This window comes from Thermodesulfobacteriota bacterium, assembly GCA_025062045.1.
Lineage (GTDB): Bacteria > Desulfobacterota > Syntrophorhabdia > Syntrophorhabdales > JANXAF01 > JANXAF01.
Window position 1 is genome coordinate 16,109 of the sequence record JANXAF010000012.1, and the last position, 14,963, is coordinate 31,071.

The following is a 14,963-nucleotide window of genomic DNA, read 5'->3' on the forward strand; positions in this document are numbered from 1 at the left end:
CTGTGAGACTCGGAATAATTGGAGCAGGAAAAGTTGGGATTTCGATTAGTTACGTTTTAAAAAGTAAAGGAATAGATCTTTACGGGGTCTCTTCTAGGAGGGAAGAAGCTCTGGCTTTAGCGAAAAACTATTTAGGCGAGTCTTTAGTATACACTACCGACAACTTCGAAATTGTTCAAGCCTGTGATGTAATCGGTATTACGACCCAGGACAAAAACATAAGTGTCGTTGCAAAAGCTATATCCGATTCGTTTTTAAACCTTAAAGGAAAGATATTCTTTCATACAAGCGGTTCCCACTCTCTGGGTCCTCTACTCCCCCTTAAAGAGAAGGGTGCCGCCTTGGGATCGATTCATCCGCTCCAAACATTTCCGGATGTGGAAAGTGCGATTACGGCTCTTCCAAAAACGTACGTCTTTGTGGAAGGAGAAGAAGAGGCAATGCCAGTGCTTGAAAATTTGGCTCAACTCATAGGATTTCGGGTTTACCGGATAGAGAGCGAAAAAAAAGTAATTTATCACTTGGCGGCCGTCTTCGTCTGCAACCTTCTCTGCGCTCTTTTGTATGCGGGCTCTAACCTAATAGATATGATAGGCTTCGATCTCCAACCGTTCTATCCAATAATAGAGACGACTATAAAAAATGTGAAAGAAAAGGGTCCGGTCCACTCACTTACAGGACCTGTGGTGAGAGGTGACGTTGAGACTATTAAATCTCACATTGAGATCTTAAAAAATATGCCCGATCATCTAAGTGTTTACTCTTCCCTTTCGGTCTTCGCGTTGGAAATCGCAAAGAAAAGAAGGAGCATAGATCCTCAAACCGAAAGAGAGATAGAAGAAATCTTAAGCGAACTTCGGAGGTAAATCATGATCGAGGAAGCAATAAAGATCCTCAAGAATACGACGAGTTTGCTCGTTATTACAGGAGCGGGAGTCTCTTCTGAGAGCGGAATTCCGACGTTCAGAGGTAAGGACGGTTTATGGGAAAATTTTAGGGCCGAAGATCTTGCCACCCCTTGGGCATTCCAGAGAGATCCGGAGACTGTATGGAGATGGTATGACTGGAGAAGGGGTATAATTCACAAAGCGGAACCAAACAAGGGTCATTTGGCTATAAAGGAGCTTGAGGATATGTATGAGAGGTTCTTTCTTATCACACAAAATGTGGATGGATTGCACGGAAGAACAGGTGTAAAAAAAATGATAGAGATACACGGTAATCTCTGGAGGGTAAGATGTACAAAAGAAAGAAAGGTTTCAACTTTATTAGATGTTCCTCTTCGACAGATTCCGCCAAGATGCGATTGTGGCGCCATACTTAGGCCGGATGTTGTCTGGTTTGGCGAATCTATTCCTGAGGATCTTATGATGAAGGCCTACTCTCTTCTAGAAGCGTCGGACACTTTAATCGTTGCTGGAACTTCAGGTGTAGTTTATCCCGTGGCCTCCTTCCCCACTTACGCAAAGTCGAAGGGTACTAAAGTGATAGAGATAAATATCGAAAAAACTCCCATAAGTGCGATTGCGGATGTCTCAATTATGGGAAAGACAGGGGAAGTGCTTCCCGAAATTGTTGAAGGATTGAAGAAGATGGTTTAGAATTATCGGAATTAAATGAGATTTCTCAAATCTTTCTTTCTCGCGATTATTTTATTGCTTCCCGAATTAGCCTCAGCCAAAGTTTACCTTGATGTATATGCGACAGGCTTAAAAAAGATAGTCATCGCGGTTCCACCTTTTAAAACAAAGGAAGTTTTAAAAACCGAAGTCGATATTTCAGAGCTAATAAGAAGTGATCTCGAATTTTCAGGTTTTTTTACGTGCGTTCCTGAATCACTGATGGACAGGGAATTAAAAGAAGAAGGCCTAGAAAGGCATGAGATACAGTTTAACAAATGGAAATCCATAGGCACTGAGCTGATTATAAAAGGAAGGTTTAGTCTTCAGAACGGTGAGGTAATGACAGAGGTTTTCTTGTATGACACAACGGCAGGATCGTTGGAATTCGCAAAAAGATACAGGGCAAAAAAGGACCTAATAAAACCACTTGCGCACAGGATAGCGGACGACGTGATAGAGTTGGTTACCGGTATGAGAGGAATACAGAGTTCGAGGGTCATCTTTGTTGCGGGACCTAAAGCTTCAACCGAAATATTTGTATCGGGGATAGACGGATTCGGTTTAAAAAAGCTCACTGATTATAAGACCATCACGGTCTTTCCCTCTGTTTCCCCTGATGGAAAGTACCTCTCCTATACCTCCTACAAGGAAGGTAAACCGAACCTCTATGTCGTGGACCGGGAAAGAAACGTGATCGTATACGTGGACAGAGATGATGGAATGAAAGTCGGTAGGGAGTGGCTTGACAGAAAGACCCTTCTTTATACCCATACATCTGGCAGGTACTCCTCAATAGTAAAACTCGATCTTGAAACCAAGATAAAAAAGACGATCCTTAAAAAAGAAGGTATACTTGCAGGCCCGGCACCCTCGCCAGACGGAAAGAAGATCGTTTTCACATCGGACATGCACGGAACACCCCAGATATTTTCAATGGATCTCACTTCAGGAGAGATAAAAAGACTAACCTACCAGGGCAGATACAACACTTCCCCGTCTTACTCGCCCAAAGGCGATCTTATAGCTTTCGTGTCGAAGATTGAGGGTGCTTTGGAGATATGTGTTATGGATGCATCGGGTAACAACGTAAGGGTCCTTACAAATTCAGGTGGTATCAATGATTCGCCACATTTCTCTCCCTGTGGGAGATACATCCTTTTTTCTTCGCAGAAAGGCCCAAAAGCGACTCTCAACGTCATGTTTGTAAATGGAGAAAATAGAAGGACTCTAAACCTTACAGGTCAGAACGAAACACAGGGCAGGTTTGTTCCATACTAAAGAAAGGAGTGAGCCGATGGGCATTTTAGTCATTCTTCTTTTAATTATTTTTGTTCTCTCCGGGTGTTCTCCGAAAGTGATACAGCCTGTTTCGTATCCAGATAGAGCTTTATCCTACCCCGAAGAGTCGAAACCGGAGATAAGAATTCTAAAAGAAGCAGATCAGGTAAAAAAAAGAGAGATACGACCCGAACAGATTCCCTATGAAACGCACAAAGAGGCAAAGATAGAAATTGAGGACATCGCAAAAAAAGAATACAGGGCGAAAAGTGAGATTCGTAGGCCAACTGATGATAAAGAGCTTAGTTTTCCTTTTCAGGATATTCTCTTTGACTTTGACAGTTACACTATAAAGCCCGAATATTACGCGATTCTCGATGCAATTTCGGAATGGCTAAAGTCAAAAAGTGAACAGGGTGTCATAATCGAGGGCCATTGCGATGAAAGGGGAACCCAGGAGTACAACTTGATCCTTGGTCAGAAAAGGGCCGAAGCGGTCAAGGAATACTTGGTAAGGAAGGGAGTTGATTCAAAGAGGTTAAGAGTCATTTCATACGGAAAGGAAAGACCTGTCGACCCACGTTCGACGGAAGAGGCATGGGCTAAAAACAGAAGAGCCCACTTCAGACTCGAATAGAGCGAAGCACCATGTGGAGACTTGTCTCTTTATTTCTTATTCTTGTCCTTTTTGGATGCGCAACAACTGACGAGCTTGTACAAACTCAGAGAAGTCTTGCTTCACTTCGGGTCGAGCTTTACAATCAAAGGGAAGAACTTTTAAGAAGAATTGCCGAAAGTGAAAGTAGGCTTGAAACAAGGCTAGAAGGCAAAGTCGAAAGAAGGTTAAAGGAGTATGAGGCGAAAGCCTACGAACAGGTCCAGAAGGAGCAGAAATTGCGTGAAAAGGAGTCAGAACAGCTCATAAGGCTTATGATAACGATCGATTCACTAAATGAGATGATAAAGTTCCTAACTGGTAAGGTAGACGAATTGGAATACCAGCTCAATACCTACTGGAAGGAGACTAAAGAAAACATATCCGATCTTAGAAAACAAGTGGCATCCATCATTGCGGCCCAGAAAAAGGAAGAAAAAAAGGAGGAAAAAAAGGAGGAAAAGACTTTTGAACAACTTTACAGAGAAGCGTTCAATTTGTATCAAAAAGGAAACTACGACGAATCGATAAGGAGATTTAGTGAATTCGTCAAAAATTATCCTGATACCCCTTTTACTCCTAACGCTTATTACTGGCTTGGTGAGGCTTATATGAGTCAGGGTGAATACGAGAAGGCGATCCTTTCGTTTCAGGCTATAATTGAAAAATATCGGCGATCCGAATTTTTAAGGAAAGCCTATTTATCCCAGGCTGAGGCTTTCCTCGGTTTAGGCGACAAAAAGAATGCACTAACCGCATTTAAACGTATCATCGAGCTTTTCCCTAAATCCGAAGAAGCAAAAATTGCGGAAAGAAGATTAAAGACCCTAGCTTCCGAATGATAAGATTACCAAAGGAATAGTCCCGTTTCGTGATCAAAACTTCTTGCGAGAATAGGTCCACTGAGTTCCAAAATGAGGTATTCCAGAGCAAATACCCTACATCCTTCCTGCACATGTCCACCAAAGACACGATCTTTGTCGCCAACAACGATGTGGGCATGGATGAAGGGTCTTCCGTCTTTTTCCGATATGTTTCCAAACATAGACAAAATCTCTACACCGTCCTCGATAGATATTTGAACGTACTCCCTTTTCTTTTGATCATAGTAGGCAAGTCTAGCGGATTCTAAGGCGCCAATGGCCCAAAGGATACCCATTCTTATTCCTTTCGTTTGAACGAACTGGGTTAGTCCTTGAACAAGATCCTCCCCTTTCCTTAGTGATCCCATATGTAGCCTTTCCAATGTGTATACAGCGTCCATGAAACCCCCTATCTATCATATGATTTGAAAAGGGCAAGGGACCTTCTGTCGGCCCTTTGTACGTAAAAAACCTCCTTTAAGCCGAGATTAAGGAGTTCTTTTCTTAAAACATCGTTCTTATCCCTTATTACAACGTACATTGGGTTATTACGTAACGACGAGCGTATTTCGTTCTCTTCTTTTACTTCTATCGGGTAAATTCCGCTGTAAAAAGGGAAAAACCCTCTTAAGGTTTCATCGGGTTTGTAAGCATAGACCGGTTCACCTTTAGGAATCTCTTTAAGGACCTTCTCCATAAAGGGCTTAAAACTCTTGTAGGGATTTATGTAAGGACTCACCCAGAAAAGAAGAAAGAGAAGAAAAGAAAAATGAGCCATTCCGCTAAAGAAAATACTTTTTTTAAACCTGAGTCGCCTAAGATCAAAAATTGAGATTGCAGAAAGGGAAGCGATGGCAAAAGAGAAGATAGAAATCCTTAAAATGTCCTCTCCTTTAAGGTCTGTTCCATATTTATTCGAGAAAAAGATAACAAGAGGAAGAAGCCCGATCCCGAGGGCAAAAATGATACCGGAATGAATGTAGGTAAAAGACGTTTCCATGAGAGTCCGATTTTCAGACCTAAAAAAATGATCGAGGTACAGAGCAACCATCAGTGCTGCCGATGGAAAAATAGGAACCATATACAGAATCCTTTTTGTAGAAGCAAGGCTTAAAAGAACGAACCCCGAAATAAAGTAGCATTTGAGAAAAAGTAGAGCCTTTTTTTCGTGTTGTGGGCTTTTAGAAAAGACATAAACAAGGGCTGGAAAAAATAGGATTATCCAAGGAAAGAAGGCAGATGGAAACTCCAAAAAATAATAGTAAAATGGGTTTTGATGACCCGATGTTCCGCCGGGGAAAAATCTCAAAAGGTTATTATCGACGAAGAAAATCTTAAGATACTCTACATTGCCTTCTTTATATAAAAGCCATGTCCAGATTCCCAAACTTACCAAAAATACGGTTATCCCGTATTGAAGCTTCATCCTTCTTATCTCCCCTACATTCCTCTCGAAAATGAGAAAGGAAATAACGGTAAGAGCAGGAATGGCAACCCCAATAAAGCCTTTGACAAAAAATGCAAGCGTGGAAAAAATACACATTAAAAAATAATACAGAGCTTTACTTCCTTCGTGACCGAAATAAGCTTTTAGAAACGCCCATAACGCAAAAAAGATGAAACAGGATAGAGCACTGTCTACAATTACCCATCGCGAAACCCTAAAATATTCCAGACACGTTGCAAGAATGAATGCGCCCAAAATCCCAACTTTTGTTCCGAAAAGGTTTCTTCCGATGAGAAATACGGCAAATGTGCCTAAAAAACTGTAAAACGCAGAAGGGATTCTCGCAACCCAGTCCTCAACCCTTCCAGTAATTCTATAGGCAAAGGCCAAACTTAAATAGAATAGCGGTGGCTGTTCTAAAAATGGTTTTCGGTTAAGCATTGGTACGACATAGTTACCTTCCAGTGCCATCTCCCTTCCAATCTCTGCTACTCGTGGCTCATCAGGTGTCCAAAGGTCTCTGTTCCCTAAACCTAAAAAGAAAATAAGAACCGTCAAAGCGAAAAGAATCACATACTCATATCCATCTTTTTTCCAATTCATATCTGTCTCCCCGTTCCTACGTAGAATTTGGATTTTCAATTTTTTATCTAGTGAGGATTTCATGGTAAACTTTTAGCGTCTCATCGATATTCCTCTCGGGTCCGAATTCCTCCATCCATTTTCTCACGATCTTTCTTGCGAACGCTCTTCTTCCTTCATCCATAAAATACAGTATCGCATCTTTAAGTGCCATAAAGTCAGCTGGGTCCTCAAGCACGATCCCGCCATCTTTTGATCTTATGATGTCACTTGCTCCGTTGTATTTCGTTGTTATAACGGGAAGACCAGAAGCAAAAGCCTCAAGAACGGAGAGAGAGCAAGAATCGTAGAATGTTGGATGGACGTAAATATCACTTGCGGCGTAGTATCTCTCTACGTCACTTACTGATCCCAAAAAAAGGACCCTGTCTGCGATATTTAGTTTTTTTGCCATCCTTTTGTAGCTCGAAATCCGACCCCTGCCAAGGACTATAAGGTAAAGGTCCTTTTTTTCATCGACAATGAGCGTTTGCATAGCCCGAAGAAGTACTTTCAACCCTTTTAGTCGGAAGTTGTGCCCTGCAAACATGAGAACGCATGAATGTAAAGGGATTCCTAATTTTTCCCGTACTGGCACTAAAAATCTTTCCCTGTTCTCTGGACGGAACCGATTCAAGTCACACGTGTTGAAAACGTATGCAATTTTACTTTCATCAATACCGTAATATCTTTGTATATTCTCTTTTACCATTTGGGAGATCGCTATTATCTTTTTTACTTTCTCCCCCTTAAACTGTCTTTTCTGCAACCATAAAATGAGATAATGGGAGGGGCTTAGATACCTCCTTAGCCATCTTAGTAAGTAGTAAAGCCTATTGTCTATTGATGCGAACTCCTGCTTAAGGTAAGCCTTTTCTACACCTCCGTGAGGATTAAAAACGTTCATCGTTAGTCCTTCGTCTACCATGTGAATTATGTCGAATTCGTGCTTACTTAAGATCCGGCGAGTCGCTAGAATGAAACTTATAATTCTTAAGAATTTTGGCCTTTTAATGACTGGAACCAAAACGAGCTTATAGTCTTTAGGATTTTTATCTTCCGCATCTATTGCAAAAACGTAAACTTCGTGTCCTTTTTTTGAAAGCTCACTAGCAAGAAAAGAAAAGTAACTCTGACCTCCGGATGAAGGAAAAAAACGGTTAAGAACGATGGCGATTTTTAGTCTTCTCATAAAGAAGCCTTTCGTAGAATTCTATAAGACGGTGAGCTTGCATCCTATAGGTCCAGTTTTCTGATGCATAAATCCTTGCATTCTCCCCCATGCGTCTTCTCAAGTCATCATTGAGAAGAAGGGTTATTATTCTTTCTGCGAGGATCGCTTCATCTTTCGGAACTACAAATCCGGTCTCTCCCTCCTTTACAAGTTCTGGAAGCATTCCAGAATCAGATACAATAGCAGGTTTTCCCATAGCCATAACCTCCCTTAAAGCTCTCGCTGTTCCATCCGTTCCAGCCCTCATCATGACGAAAAGATCGAAGCAGTTGATCACGGAGTAGTAGTCATCTATCCTATATCCGGCAAGGATAACATGATCTTCTATTTTAGCTTCCTTTATGGGTTTTAATACGCTCTTCTCAATCTGAGAGCTCCGACCGAGAATGAGAAGTTTCGAGTCAGGGATTTTATTTTTCACTATCCTGAATGCTCGTATTATAGTGTCGTACCCCCTGTCCGCCTTTAATCTCCCAATCACTCCAATTACTTTATCGTTAGGTCTTATTCCCAACTCTCCTCTCATCTCCTTTATCGTGCCGAAATCGAAATTTACCCCAGGTGGGATGACGCATGTCCTTTTGGGGTCTAGACCGAACCTCTCCACATCCCAAATCCTTATTCTTTCACTGTAGGTTACGATTCCATCAGTTCTTTTTACGACGAAGGAAAAAAAAGGATCCTTTTTCAATCCTTCCCTCTTATGGTCTGTACGAACGATTAACGGCCTTCTAGGTCTCAAGATCAAGGAGAAAAATGCCAAAAAATGGTCGTGGGAAAGGTGTGTATGGCAAATCTCAATTCCTTCTTTCTCGCAATACCTCCCTATCTCAAAAAGATCGTATATCCAATCTTTTGCTGAAAAGTACCTATTCAACTTGAACTTCTCATAAAATGGTATCCCTCTTCTTTTCACCTCGCTCTCAATTGTCCTTTCAGGAAAGACTATAGGAGTTTTCCTATAGGCGATCCTTACCTCTATACCTTCCTCCAATAAAGCTTGGCATAAAGACACAACTGGCTCTGCCGGACCTGTCCACTTCCAGTCACTTATCAAGTGGAGGATCTTCATTGAGCAAAAAACTTTCTTATACTGTAACAGACTCTCAATACTTCATCTTCCTTAAGGGAAGGGTACATTGGTAAAGAGATGATCTGTGAAGCCGCCTTTTCGGCGTTTGGAAAATCTCCTCGTCTGTAATTTAGGAAGCTATAAGCCGGCTGCAAGTGGATGGGCGTTGGATAATGGATGAGTGTATGAATACCCGAGTTTCTAAGGTAAGATGCGAGCTCGTCCCTTTTTTCTGTCCTTACGACGAAGAGATGGTACACATGGTATGCCCAATCTGCCTCATACGGAAGATCTAGTGGTAAATCATGGAGTTCTTTTTTGTATAACCACGCTATATGCCTTCTTTTTTTGTTTTGTTCCTCGAGATGGGGAAGCTTTTTTCTTAAAAACGCAGCCTGTATTTCATCAAGCCTCGAATTAAACCCCTGAGTTAGGTGCACGTGCTTTTCTTTCTGTCCGTAATTCCTAAGCATTCTGGCCTTATCATAAACTTCTTCCGAAGAGGTAACAATGATTCCCCCATCGCCTAGGCAACCAAGATTCTTTGTAGGGTAAAAACTGAAAGCAGACGCATCCCCTATGCTTCCGACCTTTCTTTCCTTGTACTTTGCCCCGTGAGCTTGGCATGCATCTTCTAGCACGAAAACCCCATACTTTCTACATACCTCTGTTATCTCATCCATCCTTGCCGGATGCCCGTAAAGATGAACAGGGATACACAGTTTTATTCCATTTTCCTTTCGCAATATGTCTTCCAGTTGGTTAGGATCCATCGTGTAAGTTTCAAGTTCTATGTCACACAGTACTGGTTCCAGTCCCATCACGGAAAGAGCCATCACTGTGGCTATGTAGGTGTTAGGTGTCGTGACGAACCTGTCGCCTCTTTCAAGACCTAGCGAAAGCGCAGCTATACGCAAAGCATCTGTACCTGAGTTAACACCAACCGCGTACTTTACTCCGACAAAATCAGCAAATTCCTTCTCAAAGAGACTCAGCTGATCGCCGAGTATATACTCTCCACTATCTAGCACCTCTTCAAAAATTTTTTTTAGCTCCTCTTTTATGTCTAGCGCGTCCCTTGCTAGGTTAAAAGGGTATACTCCCATAACTTCACCAGTATTTGTCCTTGTACTTTCTGTAGAATTCAACTGTCTTTCTTATGCCCTCCTCCAAGGATGTTTTTGGCTCCCACTTAACCACTTTTTTTATCCTTGATATGTCCGCGTAATAGTCTCCCGGCTCCACTTCCTTCCTTTCCTTAGTAAACTCTCTGAATTCCACTCGACCAGAGCCAACTATTTCTACTATCTTTTTTGCAAGCTCTATGAAGCTTACAGGTATCCCTGTACCAACGTTAAAAACCATTCCGTATGCTTCCTCAGTCAGAGCCGTAATCAGCATACATTCCACCAGATCCTCGACGTACAGGAAGTCTCTGAGTATCTTTCCGTCCCCGAAGACAGGCACAACATCATCGTCCATTGCCTTTCTGATAAACCAATTTAAAACACCGTACTCATCGTGCTGCATCTGGTGACGTGGCCCGTACGTGTTTGTGATTCTTAGACAGACCCCTTTGATTCCAAAAATCTCGTGATACACGAGAACCATTTTTTCGGCCGTTAGATTCGTTACTGCATATATACCCTTCGGGTTAGTTGGATGGTCCTCATCGACAGGGAGTCTTACCGATTTTCCGTACTCACCCCGTGTTCCTGCAAAAATAACTTTGGCGTTCCTGTTGTTGTGGCGCAAAGCCTCAAGAAGAACAAGGGTTCCAAGACAATTTATCTCAAGATCCTGAATCGGATTTCTCATACTGTCTACGTGGTTTACCTGTCCTGCCAGATGAAAAACGTAGTCTTTTCCTTTCACCAGGTGGTTCATGGAAAGCTGATTCCTGACATCCGAGAAATTTACCTTGACTTTGTCCTCTATTTCATGAATATTAAAAAGATTTCCGCCCTGCCTTGGAAGCATGTTGTCTACTATCGTTACTTTCGCGCCATATTTTACAAGCTCTATCGCCAAATTACTGCCTATGAAGCCTAAACCGCCAGTTATTAAGACCTCCTTATCTTTATAAGCCTCGAATCTTTCCATAGTTAGCCCTTTCGCTCTGAGAGAGAACGTTTTGTATTTCCCAGAGCTTTCCCTGTTTCATGAAAACATAATAAGCTGTCGAGACAGCAATTATAAGACCGGGGATCCCATCTAGGAATCCCATCTTTAAAAAGTAGTCCCTGATAAATCTGAAAAAAGGTCTCCCAATCATCTTTAGAAGGCTAAATTTTTTATTGGAATTAAAAAGGTCCCAGGCATAAGCTTCCGAGTACCTAATAATTGTGTGAATTTGATGGGACGTACTGGAATACGGAGTATGCATGTACTTATGCCTTAACGTTCCTATTTTTCCATCCACTACGACCTTTGCGTGGATTCCTCCCTCCCACCTACCCTTCTCTCGCTTATATAACCTTATCTCTCTGTCAGGATACCAGCCACCGTGCTTTATCTCTCTGCCAAGATAGATATTCCTTCTGTGAATTATGTATCCGTCAAAACCGCCGTCTTTTCTTGATAGGGTTTCCCGTATCTCTTGTTTTAGCTCTTCTGTTAACCACTCATCCGCATCTATGAATAGCACCCACTCAAAAGAACATTGATCCTGTGCGAATTGATATTTTTTTCTTAAATCATCTGTGTCCAGATGATAGAGCTTGTCCGCATATTTTGCAACTATTTCAGTCGTTCCATCCGTACTGTGGGAATCGACAACTACTAACTCGTCCTTGAGATCAGAAACACTAAGAAGTGCCCTCTCTATTGTCGGGGCGTTGTTGTAGGTGATCATAAAGACCGATAGCATAAAAAACCCCTTAAATCTACATCAAAAAAGCCTTGAAATCAAACATCTAGCGGGTAAAAATTTATTTAAATTGCGATCCAGGAGGTGAGGGATGAGGCTTTCTATTATAGGGGCAGGATACGTTGGACTAGTAACAGGTGCGTGTTTTGCCGAAACGGGGAATGACGTTGTTATAATGGACATAGATACGGAAAAGATAAAGATTTTAAAGGAAGGGCTTGTCCCTATATACGAGCCACAACTAGAAGAGCTTATAAAGAATAATCTGGCTCAGGAAAGGCTTCGCTTCACAGAAGATATAAAAGAGGCAATCGATCACGGTCTTATAATATTCATCGCTGTGAGTACTCCACAGGATAAAGATGGATCGGCAGATCTACGATTTGTGGAAGAAGTAGCTCATAATATAGGTAGATTCATGGAAAAATACAGAATAATAGTTGTGAAGTCTACAGTTCCTGTTGGTACTTGTTATAAGGTTAAAGCCATTATCGAGTCCGAGCTAAAAAAGAGGGATCTCGACATACCTTTCGATATAGCTTCTAATCCTGAATTTCTAAAGGAAGGTTCCGCCGTAGAAGATTGTATGAAACCGGAAAGGATAGTTATAGGTGTCGAAAACACAAGAGTTGAGGAGATTTTAAAAGAACTTTACTCTCCTTTTGTTAGAACTGGAGCGCCAATTATAACTATGGATATAAAGTCAAGCGAAATGACAAAATACGCCGCAAACTGTATGCTGGCGACAAGGATCTCCTTTATGAACCAGATAGCCAACATCTGCGAAAGGCTCGGTTGTGATGTGATGATGGTGATGAGGGGGATCGGAAGTGACTCGAGAATAGGTCCAAAGTTTCTGTTTCCCGGGGTTGGTTTCGGTGGATCTTGCTTTCCAAAGGATGTGAGGGCACTTATTAGATCCTCATTGGAGGCTGGATATAGACCAACCATTCTGGAACAGGTAATAGAGGTAAATGAGATGCAAAGGAGAATCTTTGTGGAAAAGATAAAAAATTTTTACGGTGGAGATATAAAGGGAAAAAAATTTGCGGTCTGGGGACTTTCCTTTAAGCCCAATACCGACGACATAAGAAATGCTCCTTCCCTTTTCATCGTTAAAGCCTTAACCCAGGATGGCGCGATTTGTTCGTGCTATGACCCAAAGGCTTTAAAAAACGCAAAAGAGTTTTTTAAGGACAATGGCAACGTGACTTTTGGAAACAACCAGTACGAAGTCTTAGCCGGCGCGGACGCTCTGATTTTAGTTACCGAATGGCTCTCTTTCAGAGAACCTGATTTCGAGAGGATGAAGGCTCTTATGAAGGCTCCTGTGATATTCGATGGAAGAAACCAGTATAACCCTTTGACTATGAAGAAACTCGGTTTCCGCTACATCTCTATTGGGAGGCAGGATGTATAAGTACAAGACCTACCACAGACCGAAAAGAATTCTAGTAACAGGAGGGGCAGGTTTCATAGGTTCACATCTTTGTGAAAGGCTTTTAAAAGACGGTCATGAAGTTCTCTGCCTGGATAACTTCTTTACTGGGCAGAAAAAAAACATATCCCATCTCCTTAATAATCCTAGATTTGAACTTATAAGACACGACATAACTCAGCCAATCTTTGTGGAGGTAGACTGGATTTTCAATCTTGCATGTCCTGCAAGCCCAGTTCACTATCAGTATAATCCGGTAAAAACGGTAAAAGTGAACGTCCTCGGTGCTCTGCACGTTCTTGGGATTGCAAAGAGGGTTAAGGCTCGTGTTATGCAGGCTTCCACAAGCGAAGTTTATGGCGACCCGGAAGTCCATCCCCAGAGCGAAGACTATTGGGGAAAGGTTAACCCTATTGGTTTAAGGAGCTGCTATGATGAAGGAAAAAGGGTGGCAGAGACCCTTTTTTTTGACTACATGAGACAGAACTCTGTGGACATAAAAGTTGTGAGGATTTTTAATACTTATGGTCCTAGGATGAGACTGGACGATGGAAGAGTTATAAGTAACTTCATAACAAAAGCCCTAAAAGGTGAAGATCTCGAGATATATGGCGACGGAAAACAGACGAGATCGTTCTGTTATGTGGACGATGTAATAGAGGGTATGATTAGAATGATGGATTACGAAATTGAAGATCATAGAGAAACTTATGATTTTCCAAGGCCTAGACTTTCCGGTTTTCCAGGTCCTCTAAACCTTGGTAATCCAGAAGAGATACAAATTGAAACACTTGCTAAAAAGGTCATCGAAATCACTGGGTCAAAGTCGAAGATCGTACATAAAGAGGCAGTCCCGATGATCCAAGGAGAAGATGTCCGGACATAAGTCTCGCAAAAAAGTTCCTCAATTGGGAGCCAACGATAGGTCTTGAGGAAGGCCTAAAAAGGACCGTAGAATATTTTAGAGGTGTCCTTTATGACCAATAGAGAAAAGATCCTTAAAGAACAGGGTTGGGAAAAAAGGATGATAGCCTGTGAGCCGAAGCTTTCTGAATTGGTGGAGCTATATAAAGAGATAGGGTTTGAGGTCCATTTGGAACCCCTTCCGGATGTTGAAAAATTCGATTCATCTTCACTTGATAGCGACGAGGAGTGTCTTCTTTGCTACGAACAAAATAGGGATAAGTACAGAATCATTTTTACCCGAAGAAAAGAATGATCTCAAACGATCTCTAGGATTTCACTTATATCGTTTAGTATATAGGTCGGTTCTAGTTTCAAAAATTCGTCTCTTTCAGTTCTTCCTGTAAGAACTGCTGCTGTCTTCGTGCCCGCAAGCTTACCTCCAATTATGTCTGTTACGTGGTCACCCACAACCATCGCATCATACGCATGAACGCAAAGGATTTGAAGAATTTTCAGTATGTGCTCCGGGTGGGGTTTAACCCTCCGCACATGCTCCCTCGTTATGACTGCACTTACGTAATCTTCGAAATCAGGAAAGACCTGAGTTACGGCACCCATGCACGTGCGAGTTATTATACCGATTCTTATGGATTTCCCGTTAAGATAATTGAGGACACGGCGGGTGTAAGGAAAAAGTGCCTTTTTCTTCGCGGCCTCAATTTCCAGCTCGTTAAGCTTCAAAAAGGCTTGGTCTTTGAACTCTTGACCCCTTTCTTCGAGCACTCCTTCAAGTTCATATATCATTTCAAGGACTGGCATATCGTTAAAAGAGTTCAGAGCCTCTGGCGGTAAGTATTGATATGCTATTTTTAGTACTTCCCGCCTCAGATGTGAAAAATCGAGGTTAAGAGGCGCAAGAGTACCGTCAAAATCGAAGATTATTGCTTTTACCACAAAT

Annotated in this window: 15 protein-coding genes and 1 pseudogene; 8 read left to right on the forward strand and 8 right to left on the reverse strand. The window is 41.9% G+C overall.

The genetic code is table 11. From position 1 onward, the window contains the following. The first annotated feature begins 2 nt into the window (after positions 1-2). The 5 genes from NZ583_08025 to ybgF are packed head-to-tail and all read left to right on the forward strand — an operon-like array spanning position 3 to position 4,397. Positions 3-866 carry a DUF2520 domain-containing protein gene (locus tag NZ583_08025; protein MCS7281547.1) on the forward strand — a complete coding sequence of 288 codons (864 nt, stop codon included), beginning with the start codon at positions 3-5 and terminating at the stop codon, positions 864-866. Between the two features lie 3 nt (positions 867-869). Further along, positions 870-1,601, forward strand: a complete 732-nt coding sequence (locus tag NZ583_08030) for an NAD-dependent deacylase (GenBank protein MCS7281548.1) — start codon at positions 870-872, stop codon at positions 1,599-1,601. A gap of 15 nt (positions 1,602-1,616) precedes the next feature. Further along, a complete protein-coding gene (locus tag NZ583_08035) occupies positions 1,617-2,900 on the forward strand; it encodes a hypothetical protein (GenBank protein ID MCS7281549.1) in 1,284 nt (427 codons plus the stop codon). 16 nt (positions 2,901-2,916) lie between these two features. Continuing rightward, positions 2,917-3,537, forward strand: coding sequence for a peptidoglycan-associated lipoprotein Pal (pal, locus tag NZ583_08040; GenBank protein ID MCS7281550.1), 621 nt, complete (start codon positions 2,917-2,919; stop codon positions 3,535-3,537). An 11-nt stretch (positions 3,538-3,548) separates the two neighbouring features. Next, a complete protein-coding gene (gene ybgF, locus NZ583_08045; GenBank protein ID MCS7281551.1) occupies positions 3,549-4,397 on the forward strand; it encodes a tol-pal system protein YbgF in 849 nt (282 codons plus the stop codon). A 5-nt stretch (positions 4,398-4,402) separates the two neighbouring features. On the opposite strand, the gene NZ583_08050 is transcribed toward ybgF, so the two are convergent. Genes NZ583_08050 through NZ583_08080 form a run of 7 tightly spaced genes read right to left on the reverse strand, consistent with a single transcriptional unit; the run spans position 4,403 to position 11,661 of the window. Beyond that, positions 4,403-4,819 (reverse strand): DUF296 domain-containing protein, encoded by a 417-nt coding sequence (locus NZ583_08050; GenBank protein ID MCS7281552.1) that lies wholly within the window; start codon positions 4,817-4,819, stop codon positions 4,403-4,405. An 8-nt stretch (positions 4,820-4,827) separates the two neighbouring features. After that, a complete protein-coding gene (locus NZ583_08055) occupies positions 4,828-6,468 on the reverse strand; it encodes a glycosyltransferase family 39 protein (protein MCS7281553.1) in 1,641 nt (546 codons plus the stop codon). A gap of 43 nt (positions 6,469-6,511) precedes the next feature. After that, positions 6,512-7,678, reverse strand: coding sequence for a glycosyltransferase family 4 protein (locus NZ583_08060; protein ID MCS7281554.1), 1,167 nt, complete (start codon positions 7,676-7,678; stop codon positions 6,512-6,514). Then, on the reverse strand, positions 7,647-8,792 hold the full coding sequence (locus tag NZ583_08065) for a glycosyltransferase family 4 protein (GenBank protein ID MCS7281555.1): 1,146 nt from the start codon (positions 8,790-8,792) through the stop codon (positions 7,647-7,649). The genes NZ583_08060 and NZ583_08065 overlap by 32 nt, the downstream gene beginning before the upstream one ends. Continuing rightward, positions 8,789-9,940: a DegT/DnrJ/EryC1/StrS family aminotransferase gene (locus NZ583_08070; protein ID MCS7281556.1), complete on the reverse strand. Its 1,152-nt coding sequence runs from the start codon at positions 9,938-9,940 to the stop codon at positions 8,789-8,791. The genes NZ583_08065 and NZ583_08070 overlap by 4 nt, the downstream gene beginning before the upstream one ends. Further along, entirely contained in the window at positions 9,903-10,895 is a 993-nt protein-coding gene (locus NZ583_08075) for a GDP-mannose 4,6-dehydratase (protein ID MCS7281557.1), read from the reverse strand. The genes NZ583_08070 and NZ583_08075 overlap by 38 nt, the downstream gene beginning before the upstream one ends. Beyond that, positions 10,873-11,661 (reverse strand): glycosyltransferase family 2 protein, encoded by a 789-nt coding sequence (locus tag NZ583_08080; protein MCS7281558.1) that lies wholly within the window; start codon positions 11,659-11,661, stop codon positions 10,873-10,875. Before NZ583_08080 ends, NZ583_08075 begins: the two co-directional genes overlap by 23 nt. Before the next feature lie 91 nt (positions 11,662-11,752). Here NZ583_08080 and NZ583_08085 point away from each other — a divergent pair, with 91 nt between their 5' ends. From NZ583_08085 to NZ583_08095, 3 genes and pseudogenes are all read left to right on the forward strand, one after another. After that, entirely contained in the window at positions 11,753-13,081 is a 1,329-nt protein-coding gene (locus NZ583_08085) for a UDP-glucose/GDP-mannose dehydrogenase family protein (protein MCS7281559.1), read from the forward strand. Then, positions 13,074-14,086: pseudogene (locus NZ583_08090) on the forward strand (SDR family oxidoreductase). The gene NZ583_08085 and the pseudogene NZ583_08090 overlap by 8 nt, the downstream one beginning before the upstream one ends. Next, positions 14,076-14,318, forward strand: coding sequence for a hypothetical protein (locus NZ583_08095; protein MCS7281560.1), 243 nt, complete (start codon positions 14,076-14,078; stop codon positions 14,316-14,318). The pseudogene NZ583_08090 and the gene NZ583_08095 overlap by 11 nt, the downstream one beginning before the upstream one ends. Positions 14,319-14,320: 2 nt before the next feature. Here the strand turns inward: NZ583_08095 and NZ583_08100 are convergent, their stop codons facing one another. Further along, positions 14,321-14,959 (reverse strand): HAD family hydrolase, encoded by a 639-nt coding sequence (locus NZ583_08100; protein ID MCS7281561.1) that lies wholly within the window; start codon positions 14,957-14,959, stop codon positions 14,321-14,323. Positions 14,960-14,963: the final 4 nt, after the last annotated feature.